14 protein-coding genes are annotated in these 16,533 nt (G+C 65.5%); 11 read left to right on the top strand and 3 right to left on the bottom strand.

Features of this window, described 5'->3' with window-relative positions; all coding sequences use genetic code 11:
* Positions 1-173: 173 nt before the first annotated feature.
* Positions 174-491 (top strand): DUF7716 domain-containing protein, encoded by a 318-nt coding sequence (locus tag H3O04_RS25755; protein WP_125380881.1) that lies wholly within the window; start codon positions 174-176, stop codon positions 489-491.
* 87 nt (positions 492-578) lie between these two features.
* On the opposite strand, the gene icmH is transcribed toward H3O04_RS25755, so the two are convergent.
* The 3 genes from icmH to tssJ all read right to left on the bottom strand — a co-directional run bounded on the left by icmH (position 579) and on the right by tssJ (position 3,418).
* A complete protein-coding gene (icmH, locus tag H3O04_RS25750; RefSeq protein ID WP_011546582.1) occupies positions 579-1,361 on the bottom strand; it encodes a type IVB secretion system protein IcmH/DotU in 783 nt (260 codons plus the stop codon).
* The gene (gene tssK / locus H3O04_RS25745) at positions 1,358-2,704 is read right to left on the bottom strand and encodes a type VI secretion system baseplate subunit TssK (RefSeq protein ID WP_006477098.1); all 1,347 of its coding nucleotides are present in this window, start codon (positions 2,702-2,704) and stop codon (positions 1,358-1,360) included. The genes icmH and tssK overlap by 4 nt, the downstream gene beginning before the upstream one ends.
* 102 nt (positions 2,705-2,806) lie before the next feature.
* Positions 2,807-3,418 (bottom strand): type VI secretion system lipoprotein TssJ, encoded by a 612-nt coding sequence (gene tssJ, locus H3O04_RS25740; protein ID WP_006477097.1) that lies wholly within the window; start codon positions 3,416-3,418, stop codon positions 2,807-2,809.
* 372 nt (positions 3,419-3,790) lie between these two features.
* Here tssJ and H3O04_RS25735 point away from each other — a divergent pair, with 372 nt between their 5' ends.
* The 10 genes from H3O04_RS25735 to H3O04_RS25690 all read left to right on the top strand — a co-directional run.
* Entirely contained in the window at positions 3,791-4,426 is a 636-nt protein-coding gene (locus H3O04_RS25735; protein WP_011546581.1) for a tetratricopeptide repeat protein, read from the top strand.
* A gap of 46 nt (positions 4,427-4,472) precedes the next feature.
* Positions 4,473-4,988, top strand: coding sequence for a type VI secretion system contractile sheath small subunit (tssB, locus tag H3O04_RS25730; protein WP_006484395.1), 516 nt, complete (start codon positions 4,473-4,475; stop codon positions 4,986-4,988).
* 15 nt (positions 4,989-5,003) lie between these two features.
* On the top strand, positions 5,004-6,494 hold the full coding sequence (gene tssC / locus H3O04_RS25725) for a type VI secretion system contractile sheath large subunit (RefSeq protein ID WP_006477094.1): 1,491 nt from the start codon (positions 5,004-5,006) through the stop codon (positions 6,492-6,494).
* Positions 6,495-6,564: 70 nt separating this feature from the next.
* Positions 6,565-7,068 carry an Hcp family type VI secretion system effector gene (locus tag H3O04_RS25720; protein WP_006477093.1) on the top strand — a complete coding sequence of 168 codons (504 nt, stop codon included), beginning with the start codon at positions 6,565-6,567 and terminating at the stop codon, positions 7,066-7,068.
* 62 nt (positions 7,069-7,130) lie between these two features.
* Positions 7,131-7,616 carry a type VI secretion system baseplate subunit TssE gene (tssE, locus tag H3O04_RS25715; protein WP_006477092.1) on the top strand — a complete coding sequence of 162 codons (486 nt, stop codon included), beginning with the start codon at positions 7,131-7,133 and terminating at the stop codon, positions 7,614-7,616.
* A 76-nt stretch (positions 7,617-7,692) separates the two neighbouring features.
* Complete coding sequence (tssF, locus tag H3O04_RS25710; protein WP_175684024.1) at positions 7,693-9,528, top strand: type VI secretion system baseplate subunit TssF; 1,836 nt, start codon at positions 7,693-7,695, stop codon at positions 9,526-9,528.
* A complete protein-coding gene (gene tssG, locus H3O04_RS25705) occupies positions 9,492-10,592 on the top strand; it encodes a type VI secretion system baseplate subunit TssG (RefSeq protein ID WP_027809803.1) in 1,101 nt (366 codons plus the stop codon). The genes tssF and tssG overlap by 37 nt, the downstream gene beginning before the upstream one ends.
* A 41-nt stretch (positions 10,593-10,633) precedes the next feature.
* Positions 10,634-13,303: a type VI secretion system ATPase TssH gene (gene tssH, locus H3O04_RS25700; protein WP_202588712.1), complete on the top strand. Its 2,670-nt coding sequence runs from the start codon at positions 10,634-10,636 to the stop codon at positions 13,301-13,303.
* A gap of 44 nt (positions 13,304-13,347) precedes the next feature.
* Entirely contained in the window at positions 13,348-14,469 is a 1,122-nt protein-coding gene (tssA, locus tag H3O04_RS25695) for a type VI secretion system protein TssA (RefSeq protein WP_027808711.1), read from the top strand.
* Positions 14,470-14,535: 66 nt separating this feature from the next.
* Positions 14,536-16,533: type VI secretion system Vgr family protein (locus H3O04_RS25690; protein WP_202588711.1), on the top strand; the 1,998-nt coding region annotated here is incomplete at its 3' end.

Genomic DNA, 16,533 nt, shown 5'->3' with positions numbered 1-16,533 from the left:
ACCGAGCGGCCTCATAGTTCGCTCGGCTATCTGACGCCTGCGCAGTTCGCCCGGGCGCACGACGCGAAGCAGCAGTTTTTAACCTCGGACTCTAACTGCAGTTCGGACTAAAACCGGGGGCAGGTCACTCGCGGCCGAATCAACGCAATCATCCGGATACCACAGCAATACCCATGTCGATCGACGCCCCGACCGCAGTGTCACTGCAACATATTCTCGAACGCCCCGGCGATTTCTCCGGGTGGCTTTACCTGCCGCCGATGCCATGGGCGCTCGACACTGAGGGGGCGTTTTTCGAAGACGTCGATGACGCGGAAGCCGACGTTGCGCCTGCCATGGCGGCCCAACCCGGCTGGCGCGTCACGCTGAACAGCGCGACGATCGAAGACATCGTGATCAACGCGCATGACCAGGTCGACGAACCGACCGTTGCGCAATTGTTCGACGCGTTCGTGTTCTATGTCGACAACGACGAGTTCATTCTGCTCTGACGAGGCACGCGCCCCACGCCACAGCAAAAAAGGACCGCCAGTGCGGTCCTTTTTTCATGAAGCGGAATTCGAAAAAACACCCGCCTCTTACGGCAACGAAATCGTCAAATTAGCCGATTCCGGTCCGACCTTGATCACCTGGGAATACGGCGCCAACGCCTGCAGCGTCTTGTCCTTGAGATAGGTATTGAGCCCGAGATACCCAAGCAACGCAACGAGCGCAAACACGGTCCCGATCGCCCAAACCGGCACCTCCCGCTTCAACCGGTGCGCGATCTGATCCGGCAGCGGCCAATGCGGCGCAAACGCAGCCCGCTTGCCCTTCATATGCGCGATCTCGTCCCCAAGCCGCGCGGTCAGATACGCGAGCTTCTCCGGCCCCTCGAGCAGATACTTGCCCTGGAACCCGAGCAGCAGGCACATATGAAACACCTCGAGCGACTGCAGCCGCGCCGCACCCTGCGCACGACACTCCTCGAGATACTGGAAGAACTTCTCGCCCGCGAGTTGCTCGCCGAACAGCACGAGCTGCAGCGGCCGGCGTTCCCAATCCGCGCGGATCTTGAACTGCGACGACAGCACCATTTCGTCGATGGCCGCGCAGAACGCGAACTTCGCGCCGTACACGTCCTCGGCGGCGATATTCAGCTTCTTCGCGCCGCGCTCGAAATCCGACAGGAATTCCTGGATTCGCGTGCTGAACTCGCTGGCGCTGTCCGGCTCCCGCTTGTTCTTGAGCAGGAACAGCATGAAGAACCCGTCGTACAGCAAATCGAGCAGCGAGCGGGCCTGGAACGCAGAGTCCGTCGATGCCGGGCTGTGCAGGGGCGGCGGCACGTTGTCGCCGAACAGGGAAGGCGCGTAGCTCATGATGTGACCGCGATCAGTTCGAATTTCAGGTCATTGATGCCAGTCGGCGCGTAGATCATCGCGGACTGGGCCTGCAGCATGCGCTCGTACAGCGGGCTGCGTGAATCGAGCGCGAAGTAGCACGCGCCGGGGCGCACCGGAATCGCGGGCGGCACCTGCGGCGTGTACGACAGCCGCACGCCGGGCATCGCCGACAGCACGAGCTTGTCGACGTCGTCAGGCGCGCCGACCTTGAAGCGGGCCGGCACCGCATCGACGAGCTCGACGCTCGGCATGTCCGCGGACACCGCGAGGTAGAACTCGGTCTTGTCGTCGATCTTGCCGGAATCGAGGCGGCCAAGGTGGAACGACGGGCGCACCTCGTCGAGCGTGATCGCGAAATAGCGCGTCGAGATCACGGTGTCGAGCAGTTCGCGCAGCATCAGGTCGAGGCGCGCGAAGCTCGGGCCCGGATCGTCGTGACGGTACACGGGCAGGTCGGCGAGCGTATAGCCCTTCGAGAACGTCATCAGCTGGCCCGCGAGGCGCAGCAGTTCCTGGAACAGCCGCTCCGGATGCAGCGCCGCGTGCTGGTGCAGGTGCGCGAGCGTCGCGAATGCGGCGTTCGCCGTATGCAGCAGCCAGAACGACGCGATGTCGCCCGAGCGGAATTCGATGATGTTCTTCGACGGCTCGCGGTGGAAGCCGTACAGCGCGTTCACCTTGGCCTGCAGCGCGTCGACCAGCTGGCGCAGCCGCTGGTGCAGGATCGGCGACGCTTCGATCGCGAGGCACGGCGGCACGAAGCTGTCGTCGATCTCGAAGCCGGACGTCGCGGTGCGGCGCACGCGTACGAGCGGCACCGACAGCAGCTGGTCGCGCGGCTCGCTGTGCGCGATCAGCTTGACCTGCGTCTTCAGGAACGTGATGTCGGCTTCGGCGGCGTCGGTGAAGTTGTCGGCAACGCTCGTCTGCTCGCTGACGAACCGCGTCATGAAGCCTGCGGCCGGATCGTCGCTGTAGTTGGTGCCGTTCTCACGCAGCGGGTGCAGTGCGAGATAGAACACGAATTCGTTGATGCCGTCGGGCAACGTATCCAGCGCGATCGGCGGCGGCAGATCGTCTGCCTGCGGCGCGGCATACAGCGCGCCGTCCGGGAACACGAGCGCGAGCTCGGCGACCCGCAGCACGTTGCTGCCGAGCGCGTCGCGGTCGATGCGCACCGAGCGCACGCCCCAGTTGTACGGCTGGATCGCCTGGATGGACTCGAACAGGCGCGCCTCGTGGTACGCGTCCTGTCGCTGAAAGTGTTGAGGCCGGAGGAACAGCCCTTCCCCCCACAGCACCTTGGCCGAATAACTCATGTCAAATCCGGTTAATGTGGCGTTGCGATGTAATCGATTTGTTCGTGCCCGAATTAAATCGCCAAGTGTTAACTCTTGTTAATTGACATCCGTGCGTCATGTTTAACCGCAAGAGACCGAAGACAGCAAATTCAGCGGTTGCGAAGGCGCACCTTGTTGCGGTGCGATGACCGTGCCGTCGGTGACCGTCATCGCGCAATTATGCAGGCCGATGATTATGCCGGATTTCTCCGATTTCGCCGGATCGAATGTCAGTTTCCATCGTTGCAGTGCGGGGTCGCGGAACAGCGCGACGATGCCGAATGCCTGGGCTTCGCGCGATACCTTCTCGGTTGCCGTATAGCGCTGGCCCGGAATCAGCGTGATTTCGCGCACATTCAGCAGATCGGCGCCGAGTGCGGCTTTTTCCTTGGTCGGATCGGTAAAGGCGTCGAACGGCGCTTGCTGGAACGAGGTCGGGTCCTTCAGCGCATAAAGCCGGACGACGAGCGCGAGCGGCTTGTGGTCGGTCGCGGCATTCAGGTTCGGCGCGGCGGCCAGCGTGAGCCCGATGTTGCGCGGTGGCTTCTGCGCGTCGGGCACCTCGGGCTTGCCGATACCGGCCGCGGACATCACGGCGCTGGCGGCCGAGCCGAGCAGCGGGGCGGCCGCGCATCCGGCCAGAAGGGCGCAGGCAACCAGCGGCAGCGCGTAGCGAATCATGGACGATCTCATCGTTTTTCCGGCGTGCCGCCTTTATCCCTGTCAAAACTGCCGGGTATTGCCGCGTTCGCTGCGCCTCCCCGACATTGCACCGTTCAACTATTAAGCACGCCCACATCAGGCGAGCGCCCGGAAATTTTTTCCGCCGTCCGGGCGGCGCGTCGTGCGACCAGTAAAACTTGCGCATTCCGGCCCGAGGAAAAACCGCGGCGAGCCCGCAGCGATCGGCCATTCGAGGGGGTAGCGCCCGGTTTTAAAAGGAATTACTCTTCACACGACGATTGAATTATGAAAAATTGATCGGTACTATACCCGCGCGCTTCTTGCAAAGCAAAAGAACCAGATTCTCAACGATTTAAAACTCACGCGCCGGTGGATATAACGATGAAAGACCGTCTGTTCGCAAAACTGTCTGGGGTAGTGGTGGCTTGCGGCGTGATCGCCGGCTGTGCGAGCCAGCCTCCCGCGCCGCCGACTGCGGAAGTGTTCAACAAGTCGCTGGCCGATGCGGACGCCGTCGCGAAGGCGGGGGACCAGGACAAGGCGCTCGGCCTGTACCAGCAGCTCGCGAAGTCGGATCCGACGCGCGAGGAACCGTGGTCGCGCATCGCGCAAATCCAGTTCGCGCAAAACCATTACGGGCAGGCGATCGTCGCCGCCCAGGAAGCGCTGCAGCGCGACGCGACCGATCGTCAGGCGAAGAGCGTGCTGGCCGTCGCCGGCCTGCGGATCGCGACACAGTCGCTCGGCGAGCTGCGCCAGGACGCGTCGCTCGCGGGCGATGCGAAGTCCGACGCGCAGGCGCTCGCGAAGCAACTGCGCGATACGCTCGGCGAATCGGCGCTGTTTCCGCCGGAAACCAAGACCGTGAAACCGCGTCCGCCGCGCCGCGTCGTCCATCGCCCGAAGGGCGGGGCCGCACCGGCTGCCGATGCGGCTGCGCCGGCCGCACCGAGCGCGCCGACGCCGCCTGTGGCGCAAAAGGGCAGCGCGGACCCGTTCGGCGCACTGCGCAACTGAAACCGCAACTGACGCGATAACCACAACTAACCTGGGAGCCGTCGAGATGGCCAAGAAAGAAAGCATTCAGAAAAGCTTGCAGAAAATACGGCCGCCGCGCGTCCAGCTGACCTACGAGGTCGAGAAGGGCGATGCGATCGAGGTGAAGGAGCTGCCGTTCGTCGTCGGGGTCGTCGGCGATCTGGCGGGCCAGTCCGAAATCGAGCAGCCGAAGCTGCGCGATCGTAAATTCGTCAACATCGACCGCGATAATTTCGACGACGTGATGAAGGCGATCGAGCCGCGTGCCGCGTTCCAGGTGGAAAACCGCCTGAGCCCGGAAGGCGGCAAGTTCGCGGTCGACCTGAAGTTCCGCTCGCTGTCGGATTTCAGCCCGGACGAAGTCGTCGAACAGGTCGAGCCGCTGCGCCGCCTGCTCGAGGCGCGCTCGAAGCTCGCCGACCTGCGCAACAAGCTCGCCGGCAACGACAAGCTCGAGGATCTGCTGTCCGAGGTGCTGAAGAACACGCAGCAGCTGCAGGAGCTCGCGAAGGGCACCGGCGGCGACAAAGACGGCGAATGACGACGGAGTGTTGAGATGAACCAGCAAACGGCTGCGGCCCAAGCGAGCGGCGCGGAATACGCCGCCGGGACTTCGCTGCTCGACGACATTGTCGAGAAGAGCAAGGTCGCGAAATCCGATTCCGAGCATGCGCGTGCGAAGGACCTGATCGGCGAACTCGTGCACCAGGTGCTCGACGGCACGGTGATCGTGTCGGACAACCTGTCGGCCACGATCGACGCGCGCGTCGCGGAGCTCGACCGCCTGATTTCCACGCAGCTTTCCGCCGTGATGCACGCGCCGGAATTCCAGCGCCTCGAAAGCACGTGGCGCGGGATGGATTATCTGGTCAAGGAAAGCAACACGGGCCAGACGATCAAGATCAAGGCGCTGCATGCGCCGAAGCGCGATCTCGTGCGCGATTTCAAGGGCGCGAGCGAGTTCGACCAGAGCGCGCTGTTCAAGAAGGTCTACGAAGAGGAATTCGGCACGTTCGGCGGCTCGCCGTTCGGTGCGCTGATCGGCGATTACGAGATCTCGCGCCAGCCGGAAGACATGTACTTCATCGAGCAGATGTCGCATGTCGCGGCGGCCGCGCATGCGCCGTTCATCGCGTCGGCGTCGCCGGAGCTGCTCGGCCTCGAGTCGTTCTCCGACCTCGGCAAGCCGCGCGATCTCGGCAAGGTGTTCGACACCGTCGAATACGCGAAGTGGAAGTCGTTCCGCGACGCCGAGGATTCGCGCTACGTCGGCCTGACGCTGCCGCGCTTCCTCGGCCGCCTGCCGTTCAATCCGAAGGACGGCCAGACCGCGGAGAACTTCAACTTCGTCGAGGACGTCGACGGCACCGATCACGACAAGTACCTGTGGTGCAACGCGGCATGGGCCTTCGCGGCCCGCCTGACGGCCGCGTTCGACGACTTCGGCTGGTGCGCGGCGATCCGCGGCGTCGAAGGCGGCGGCCTCGTCGAGGATCTGCCGACCCACACGTTCAAGACCGACGACGGTGAAGTCGCGCTGAAGTGCCCGACCGAAATCGCGATCACCGATCGCCGCGAGAAGGAGCTGAGCGATCTCGGCTTCATCCCGCTCGTCCATTGCAAGAACTCAGATTACGCCGCGTTCTTCGCTGCGCAGTCGGTGCAGAAGCCCAAGAAATACAGCACCGACAGCGCGAACGCGAACGCCGTCCTGTCCGCCCAGCTTCAGTACATCTTCTCGGTATCGCGCGTCGCGCACTACCTGAAGGCGATGATGCGGGACAAGATCGGCAGCTTCGCATCGGCGCAGAACGTGGAGACTTTCCTCAACCGGTGGATTTCGCAGTACGTCCTGCTCGACGACAACGCCTCGCAGGAACAGAAAGCGCAATTTCCGCTGCGCGAGGCATCCATACAAGTGTCGGAGATTCCGGGCAAGCCGGGCTCGTATCGTTCGGTCGCGTTCCTGCGCCCGCACTTTCAGCTCGACGAACTCTCGATTTCTCTGCGACTTGTCGCTGATCTGCCCAAACCGGCAAATTCATAAGCGAGTAAATCGCCCGGGCGGGCCGCCTGGGTAGGACGTTAAAACCACCTCTTTGGGGAGTCGAAGGGCCATGTTACATATGCACTTGCAGTTTGGTAGTCCCGCGGTGAAGGGCGAATCCGCGGATAAAGACCACCAAGGCTGGATCGAACTGAAATCGTGGGATCACTCGATCGTTCAGCCGCGTTCGGCAACCGCATCGACCGCTGGCGGTCACACGATGACGCGTTGCGAGCACGGCGACATGATCTTCACGAAGGAAATCGATTCGTCGAGCCCGCTGCTGTATCAGCACGCTTCGGGCGGTACCACGTTCGACGAAGTGACGGTCCATTTCTCGCGCGCCGACGGTGAAGGCAAGCGCGTGCAGTATCTGGAAGTCAAGCTCAAGTACGTGATCATCTCGAGCATCGCGCCGAGCGTTCGCGAGGAAGGTCTGCCGCTCGAGACGTTCTCGCTGAAGTACGCAGCCGTGCAGTGGAAGCAAACCCAGCAGAAGATCGGCGGCAACCAGGGCGGCAACACGCAAGGCGCCTGGAGTCTGACGAAGAACGACAAGACCTACGCGGTCTAAGGTCGGTTGCGGCAACGGGGCGCGTCGCGTCCCGTTGTCGTTTTCGCTGTCAACACCGGCCGATGAAACGATTCGAACCCAGTTTTCTCGACAAGCTGTTCGACGACGAACCGCATCTGCCGGCCTCGGCTGCGATGCGGCAATTGTCGCTGGACGAGCTCAAGAACACGGTCGCCCGCGACGTCGAGGCGATCCTCAACACCCGTATCGCGCACACCGAGAACGAGCTGGCGGCACTGCCGGAATGCCAGAAGTCGGTGCTGACCTACGGGCTGAACGATTTCGCGGGGCTGAGCCTCGCGAGCCACTACGACCGCGCATTCATCTGCAAGTCGATCCAGCAGGCCATCGCGCGCCACGAGCCGCGCCTGCAGCAGGTGCAGGTGACGTTCGAGCTGAACGAGCAGGCCACCAACGCGCTGTACTTCGCGATCCAGGCGCTGCTCGTCGTGCACCCGGCCGAGGAGCCGGTCAGTTTCGACGCGATGCTGCAACCGTCGACGCTGCAGTATTCGGTCACGCGCGCACGCGCGGCACGCATGCAGTAAATCAAGCCGCCGAGCGGGCCGGACCGCCCGGTGGTGAATCAGGTCCGGCAGGAAATATTGAGGTTCGGGGTCGTCGATGGAAGAATTGCTGCCGTATTACGAACGCGAATTATCGTTTTTGCGGCGCTATTCGCGAGATTTCGCCGAACGCTATCCGAAGATCGCCGCGCGGCTCGCGCTGTCCGGCGAACATTGCGAGGATCCGCACGTCGAGCGGATGATCGAGTCGTTCGCGCTGCTCGGCGCGCGCATCAACAAGAAGCTCGACGACGATTACCCGGAATTCACCGAAGCGCTGCTGGAAGTGCTGTATCCGCACTACCTGCGGCCGTTCCCGTCGTGCTCGATCGCGCAGTTCACGCCGGCTTCGCCCGGCCAGCAGACCGAACCGGTCGTGATCGATCGCGGCACCGAGCTGAAAAGCCGTCCGATCCGCGGCGTGCAATGCCGGTTCCGTACCGCCTACGACGTGACGCTTGCGCCGATCCGCATCTCGGAGGCGCGCTATACGCCGGTCGCGCTCGCGCCGAGCGCAACGGTGCTGCCGTCGAACGCGACGGGCGTGATCTCGATCACGTTCGAATCGCTCGCCGCGCAGCTCGATCTCGGCGCGCTGAAGCTGTCGACGCTGCGCGCGCACCTGCACGGCGAGCAGTCGTTCGTCGCCGCGCTGACCGATTGCCTGTTCGTCAACGTGCTCGGCGCGTACGTCGAGCCCGAACGCAACGGCCGCTGGACCGCGCTGCGCAAGCTGCCGATCGCGCAGGCCGGCTTCGCCGAGGACGACGCGCTGATCGACTATCCGGCGAAATCGCACCCCGCGTACCGGCTGCTCACCGAATACTTCGCGTTTCCCGACAAGTTCGATTTCGTCGACTTCGACCTTGCGGCGATCACACGCGCGTCGGGCCGCTGCCAGCGCGCGACGCTGCATCTGGTGCTGCAGGACGTGCGCAGCGATTCGCATATCGCGCGCCTGCTCGAGCTGCTGACGGCGAGCCATTTCCGGCTGTTCTGCACGCCGATCGTCAACCTGTTCCGCCAGCACGGCGAACCGATCCGCGTCACGCATCGCGCGGTGTCGTATCCGGTGATCGCCGAGGCGCGGCGTGCGTTCGCGTACGAGGTGTACTCGATCGACTCGGTGAAGCTCGTCCGGCAGCAGGCGCACGAGGAATCGGTGATCGAGTTCCGGCCGTTCTATTCGCTGCATCACGGCGAATCGGCGCGCATCGGCCATTACTGGTTCGCGCGCCGCAACGACTGGGTCGCGCAGAAGAGCCCCGGCTATGAAACCGAGATCTCGATCGTCGACATCGACTTCGAGCCGACGTCGCCGCAGACCGACACGCTGAGCCTCGACCTCACCTGCACGAACCGCGACCTGCCTTCGATGCTGGCGTTCGGCCTCGAAGGCGGCGACCTGTTCCAGGAAGGCGGGGCGCAGACGAGCGGCATCTCGCTGCTGCGCCGCCCGACGCAGAGCGTGCGCTTCGAGCGCGGCCGTGCCGCGCACTGGCGGCTCGTGTCGCATCTCGCGCTCAACCACGTGTCGCTCGTCGCGCACGGCCTCGCGCCGCTGAAGGAGATGCTGACGCTGTACGACCTGCGGCGCACGGCCGTGTCGATGCGCCAGATCGACGGCCTGGCCGGCGTCGAGCAGCGCGGCGCCGTGCAGTGGCTACCCGGCAAGCCGTTCGCGACCTTCGTGCGCGGCATCGAGATCCGGTTGACGATCGACGAGGAGCACTTCGTCGGCGCGAGCCTTGCGTCGTTCGTGCGCGTGCTCGACAGCTTCTTCGGGTTGTACGTCCACCTCAACAGTTTCGTTCAATTGGTCGTCGTGTCGAAGCGCACCGGCGAGGAGATCATCCGATGCAAGCCCCGAACCGGCGAATCGATCCTGGCGTAGTCGACGCGCTGCTCGACGAGCCGCATCGCTTCGAGTTCTTCCAGGCGGTGCGGGTGCTCGAAGGGCTGTTCGCGCGGCAGGCGTCGGATGCGCCCGGCGCGTGGCGGCAGGGCGACGTGGTCGCGCAGCACATCGCATTCCGCAACACGCTGTCGCTCGGCTTCCCGCCGAGCGAGATCGAAGGCGCGCGTTCGTTCGACGACGACGGCGCGCCGCTGAACTCGGACGAGCAGCGCGGCACCGCGCTCGCTGCGGGCGAGCTCGGCCGCGTCGAGCTGACGCCCGCGTTCTTCGGGCTGCTCGGCGGGCAGGGCGCGCTGCCGCTGCACTACACCGAGCAGATCGTCGCGCGCGAGCACCTGCGGCGCGACCATGCGGCGCGTGCGTTCTTCGACGTGTTCTCGAACCGCGCGACCGCGCTGTTCTATGCGGCGTGGAAGAAATACCGGCTGCCGTTCCATTACGAGCTCGACCGCGACGAGCGCTACCTGCCGCTGTTGCTCGCGATCGCGGGCGTGCCGAGCGACGAGGTGCGCGACAGCCTCGCGGCCGGCCCGGGCGGCGTGCTCGACGAAGCCGTGGCCGGCTACGCGCTCGCGGCGCGGCACCGGCCGATGTCGGCCGCCTACCTGCAACGCACGCTGTCCGATTACTTCCGCGTGCCGGTGAAGATCGACCAGTTCGTCGGCAAGTGGTACGACGTGCCGCCCGATCAGCTGAGCGTGCTCGGCGAAGTCAACGCGGTGCTCGGCGCGACGGCGCTCGTCGGCGAGCGCGTGTGGCAGCGCGACATGCGCGCACGGATCGTCGTCGGCCCGCTGTCCAAGCGCGATTACGAGGCGTTCCTGCCCGGCGGCGCGCACGCCGTCGCGCTCGAGCGGATGCTGACGCTGCTCGCCGGCGTCACGCTCGAGTACGAGGTGAAGCTCGTGCTCAAGCGCACCGAGGTCGGCGCGAGCGTGCTCGGCGCGGGCTCGCGGCTCGGCTGGGATGCGTTCCTGTGCACGCGCGATGCGCTGGAGGATCGCTCGGACGCCCGCTACGAACTGCACGTGATTCACTGAGACCCTAACAACAACACGCAATCGAACCTGAGATCGACGCCATGAGCACGCCTCTGAAGACCCTGATCACGAAACTGAACCCGCTGTGCCGCCACGCGACCGAGCGTGCGGCGAGCGCGTGCCTGGCGCGCGGCCACTACGAGGTCGATCTGGAGCACCTGTTCCTCGCGTTGCTCGACGAAGCGACGGGCGACCTGCCGCTCGCCTTGCGCGCGAGCCGCGTCGATCCGCATGCGCTGCACGCCGATCTCGAACGCGAGCTCACGCGCCTGAAGACCGGCAACACGCGCACGCCGGTGTTCTCCGTGCATCTGATCGCGCTGTTCGAGCAGGCATGGCTGATCGCGTCGCTCGATTCGCAGCTCGGCCGCATCCGTTCCGGGCACCTGCTGCTCGCGCTGCTGACCGCGCCGGATCTCGCGCAGTTCGCGCAACGGATGTCGTCGCGCTTCGCGGAAATGAACGTGACGGACCTGAAGCACAAGTTCGACGAAATCATGGCCGGTTCGAGCGAAGCCGAGCCGCGCCAGGCGGACGACGATGGCAGCGACGTCGCGCCGGCCGCCGACGGCTTTGCGCCCGCGGCCGGCCCGTCGAAGACGCCCGCGCTCGACACCTATACGACCAACCTCACGCAGCGCGCGCGCGACGGCAAGATCGACCCGGTGATCGGCCGCGAGGCGGAGATCCGTCAGGCGATCGACATCCTGATGCGCCGCCGCCAGAACAACCCGATCATGACCGGCGAGGCCGGCGTCGGCAAAACGGCGGTCGTCGAAGGGCTCGCGCTGCGGATCGCGGCCGACGACGTGCCGCCGCCGTTGCGCGGCGTCGCGCTGCACGTGCTCGACATGGGGCTGCTGCAGGCCGGCGCGAGCGTGAAGGGCGAGTTCGAGAACCGGCTGAAGAGCGTGATCGACGAGGTGAAGAAGAGCGCGCACCCGATCATCCTGTTCATCGACGAGGCGCACACGATCATCGGCGCGGGCGGCCAGGCCGGCCAGAACGACGCGGCGAACCTGCTGAAGCCCGCACTCGCGCGCGGCGAACTGCGCACGATCGCCGCGACGACGTGGAGCGAATACAAGAAGTACTTCGAGAAGGATGCTGCGCTCGCGCGACGCTTCCAGGTCGTGAAGGTCGAGGAGCCGAGCGAGCCGCTGGCCGCCGCGATGCTGCGCGGGATGTCGGGCCTGATGGAGAAGCACTTCAACGTGCGGATTCTCGACGATGCGATTACCGAGGCCGTGCGCCTGTCGCACCGCTACATCAGCGGCCGCCAGCTGCCGGACAAGGCGATCAGCGTGCTCGACACCGCGTGCGCGAAAGTCGCGCTCGCGCACAGCGCGACGCCGGCCGCGATCGACGATACGAAGAAGCGCATCGAGCGCATCGATGCGGAAATCGCGTCGCTGGAGCGCGAGGCGGCGGGCGGCGCGGCGCACGACGAGCGGCTCGGCGAGCTGCGCGGCGCGCGCGACACGGCGCTCGAACAACTGGCGAAGGATGAGGAACGCTACGAAGCCGAGCGCGTGATCGTCGCCGAGATCACCGAGCTGCGCGACGCGCTTGACAAGGCACGCGGCCCGTCGGAAGACGGCCAGCCGGTCGACGTGCAGGCCACGCGCGAGAAGCTCGCCGAACGCGTCGCGGCGCTGCACGCGCTGCAGGGCGGCGAGCCGATGGTGCCGTTGCAGGTCGACGGTCACGTCGTCGCCGAGATCGTCGCCGCGTGGATGGGCATTCCGCTCGGCCGGATGGTGAAGGACGAAATCGACACCGTGCTGAACCTGCAGCCGCTGCTGACCGCGCGCGTGATCGGCCAGGACCATGCGCTGGAAGCGATCGCGCAGCGCGTGCGCACCGCGACCGCGAACCTCGAGGACCCGAACAAGCCGCGCGGCGTGTTCATGTTCGTCGGGCCGTCGGGCGTCGGCAAGACCGAGACGGCGCTGGCGCTGGCCGACATCCTGTACGGCGGCGAGCGCAAGATGGTCACGATCAACATGAGCGAGTACCAGGAAGCGCACAGCGTGTCGGGCCTGAAGGGTTCGCCGCCGGGCTACGTCGGTTATGGCGAGGGCGGCGTGCTGACCGAGGCCGTGCGTCGCAATCCGTATTCCGTCGTGCTGCTCGACGAGGTCGAGAAGGCGCACCCGGATGTGCTCGAGATGTTCTTCCAGGTGTTCGACAAGGGCACGATGGACGATGCCGAAGGGCGCGAGATCGACTTCCGCAACACGCTGATCATCCTGACGTCGAACGTCGGCTCGGCCGCGGTGATGCAGGCCTGCCTGAACAAGCCGGCCGAGGAACTGCCCGACCCGGACGCGCTTGCCGAGACGCTGCGTCCGCAGCTGTACAAGACCTTCAAGCCGGCGTTCCTCGGCCGGATGAAGGTCGTGCCGTATTACCCGATTTCCGACGACGTGCTGGCCGAGATCATCGAGCTGAAGCTCGAACGCATCCGCCGCCGGATCGAAGCGAACCACAAGGCCGTGTTCGAATGGGACGAGTCGCTCGTCGACGCGGTGCTCGCGCGCTGCACCGAGGTCGACTCGGGCGCCCGCAACGTCGACCACATCCTGAACGGCACGCTGCTGCCGGAGATCGCGGGCCACGTGCTCGGCCGGATCGCCGACGGCGCGGCGATCGCGCGCATCGCGGTGCGCGCGGACGAGGCCGGCGAATTTGCGTACACCGTCGAATGAGCCCCCGCACGCGACATCTGATGCATCAACGGATTCACTGAACCATGCCGATCAATCTCCCCGAGCTGCTGACGCCGATCAGCGATGCGTCGCCCAGCGGCGACGACCTGCTGTTTTCGAACGAATTCGACGCGATTCAGGACGCGCGGCGCTACGACGACCCGACGCTCGACCAGGGCGAATGGGTAACCGAGATCAAGGAGGCCGACTGGGGCTTCGTCGTCGACCATGCGGGCGAGCTGCTGCGCACGCGCACCAAGGACCTGCGGCTCGCCGTGTGGCTGACCGAGGCGCTCGCGCTCGAGGACGGCATCACCGGCCTCACCGAAGGCTATGCGCTGCTCGAAGGCCTGTGCCGCGACTTCTGGGACACCTTCCACCCGCTGCCCGAGGACGACGACATCGAGCACCGGCTCGGCAACGTCGCGTGGCTGTCCGGCCGCACGGCCGAGCTGCTGCGCGCGGTGCCGCTGACGGACGGCGCATCGAATGCGTTCAGCACGCTCGATTGGGAGGTCGCGCAGCACGTCGCGCAGTCGATCAAGCGCGACCCCGAACATGCCGACGACATCGCGCGCGGCAAGCCGTCGATCGACCAGATCGACGCGTCGCGGCGCGTGACGTCGATCGCGTTCTACACGGCGCTGCTGGCGAACCTGAAGGCGTTCGAATTCGCGCTCGACGCGTTCGAGGAGCGGCTCGTCGAGCGCGCGGGCGATTCGGCGCCGAGCTTCCGGCAGGCGCGCGACGCGTTCGAGACCGTGTACCGGCTCGCCGAGCGCTTTGCGCGCGAACAGGGCTATACGGGCAGCGCGCCGCACGCGCAGGCGGCGCCGCAGGCCCAGCCCGAACGCATCGAGCCGGTGTTCGGCCAGCCGATTCAGACCGAGGAGACTCACGTGCAGCAGCAGACCGCTTCGCGTCCGCCGGTGACGCAGATGATCGCCGGCATCCAGAACCGCGCGCAGGCCGTCGACCAGTTGCGCGCGGTGGCGCGCTATTTCCGTCAGACCGAGCCGCACAGCCCGGTCGCGTATCTTGCCGACAAGGCGGCCGAGTGGGCCGACATGCCGCTGCACAAGTGGCTCGAGAGCGTCGTGAAGGACGACGGCTCGCTGTCGCACATTCGCGAGCTGCTGGGGGTGAGGCCCGACGAGCAGTCGTGAACGATTGTTTTTTGACCTGAGAGCGCGGGCCCGGCGGGCTCGCGATGAACAAGAAGAAGGTGACGCATGAACGTGACCGAACTGGCCCAGGCGATTCGTGGCGGCCTGATCCAGCAGGATCGGCTGCTGAAGACGGACATCCCGTCGCTGCCGAACAATGCGCTCGTGCCGCGTCGCGCCGTAACCCGCTCGGAGCTCGGCCGTGATTTCAGCGTAACGCTCGATCTGGTGTCCACCGCGAGCGACGTCGAGCTCAAGACGCTGATCGCGCAGCCGATCACGCTGTGGATTCAGCAGGCGGACAGGTCGTATCAGCCGATCAACGGCTATATTCACACGGCGCGGCGGCTCGGTGCCGACGGCAGCCTGTCGAGTTACCAGCTGCGCTTCGCGTCGTGGATGCACTTCCTCAAGTTCCGTAGCGACATGCGGTACTGGCAGGACCAGCCGGTCGACGCGATCCTCGCCGACGTGTTCGACAGGCATCCGCAGGCCAGGGGCCAATACCGGTTCGCGCTGTCGAAGCCGCTGCCCTCCCGTTCGTACTGCCGCCAGAGCGAAACCGACTGGAACTTCGTGCATCGGCTGATGGAGGACGAAGGGCTGTTCGGCTTCTGGCGGCACAGTGAAGACGGGAAGGCGCACACGTTCGTCATCACCGACGACCTGCATACCGTCGACGCGCTGTCGCCGAATACCGTCAGGTTCGATCGCTCGGGCAGCGGCAACGAAACCGCCGGCTTCACGCAATGGACCGCGTCGCGGACCTTGCAAAGCACGCTGCATACGACGCGCACCTTCGACTACAAGTCGCCGTCGTCGGCGGGCAATCCGAACGGCACGTCGCTGCCGACGAAAAGCGGGCAGGGCGAGCTGCCCGATCAGGCGGAAATTTACGAATACACCGGCGCTTACACGTATCCGGCGCAGGACCGCGGCGAACACCTGTCGAAGATTCGCCTCGAGGAATGGGAGTCGCGTGCGAAGCGTTTCTTCGGCGTGGGCGGCGTGCGTTCGATCGACGCCGGCCGGCGTTTCACCCTCGTGGACCATCCGGAGCACGATCGCGATGCGGCGAGCGACCGCGAGTTCGCGGCCATCGGCGTCACGCGTTACATCGAGAACAATCTGCCGGTCTCCGACCACGAAGCAAGTTTCCCGTATAGCTTGCAGGACCCGCTGGCGCAGGTGAAGGCCGGGCACGGGAAAGGGGGCGCGTTCGAGGTCGGGCACGACGACGGCTCGGCCGGGTTCTATCTCGTCGAGGTCGAGGCGCAGCGCGCGAGCATGCCGTACCGCAGCCCGTTCGAGCACCGCAAGCCCGCGATGCAGCTCGAGACGGCCGTCGTGGTCGGTCCGAAGGGCGAGGAGGTCTATACCGACGCGCTGAACCGGATCAAGGTCATGTTCGTGTGGGACCGGCAGAGCGAAGGCCGCGAGACGGCATCGTGCTGGATGCGCGTCGTGCAGTCGGATACCGGCGGCGGTTACGGCGCGGTGCATATTCCGCGCGTCGGCGAGGAAGTGCTGATCGGCTACATCGGCGGCGACTGCGATCGGCCGATCGTCATGCATCGTGTCTACAACGGGGCGGCCAAGCCGCAATGGCATAGCGACGGGATACTGTCGGGCTTCCGGTCGAAGGAATATGCGGGATCGGGGCACAACGAGATGGTGCTCGACGACGCGACCGGGCAGAACCGCGCGCGCCTGTTCAGCAGCAGCGCGAATTCGCTGCTTCATCTCGGCTATCTGATCGAGCAGAACGGCAACACGCGTGGCGCGTATCTCGGCTCGGGTTTCGATCTGCGCACGGATGCGTACGGCGCGCTGCGTGCGGGCCAGGGTTTGTACGTGACGACGCATCCGAAGCAGGCGAACAGTCAGCCGCTCGACGCGAGCGAGGCAAAGCAGCAGCTTGGCAGTGCGGACGGGTTGATCGAGTCGATGTCGCAGGTCAGCGAGATGCATCAGGCGGAGAGTCTCGGTGCTGGTCGCGATGCGCTGAAGCAGTTCGCCGATGCGACGCAGAACAGCGTGGCGGGGGCGGCCTCGGGGGGCGGC

This window comes from Burkholderia sp. KCJ3K979 (assembly GCF_016759955.1).
Taxonomy (GTDB): domain Bacteria; phylum Pseudomonadota; class Gammaproteobacteria; order Burkholderiales; family Burkholderiaceae; genus Burkholderia; species Burkholderia orbicola.
This window is presented reverse-complemented; position numbering and strand designations above follow the sequence as displayed.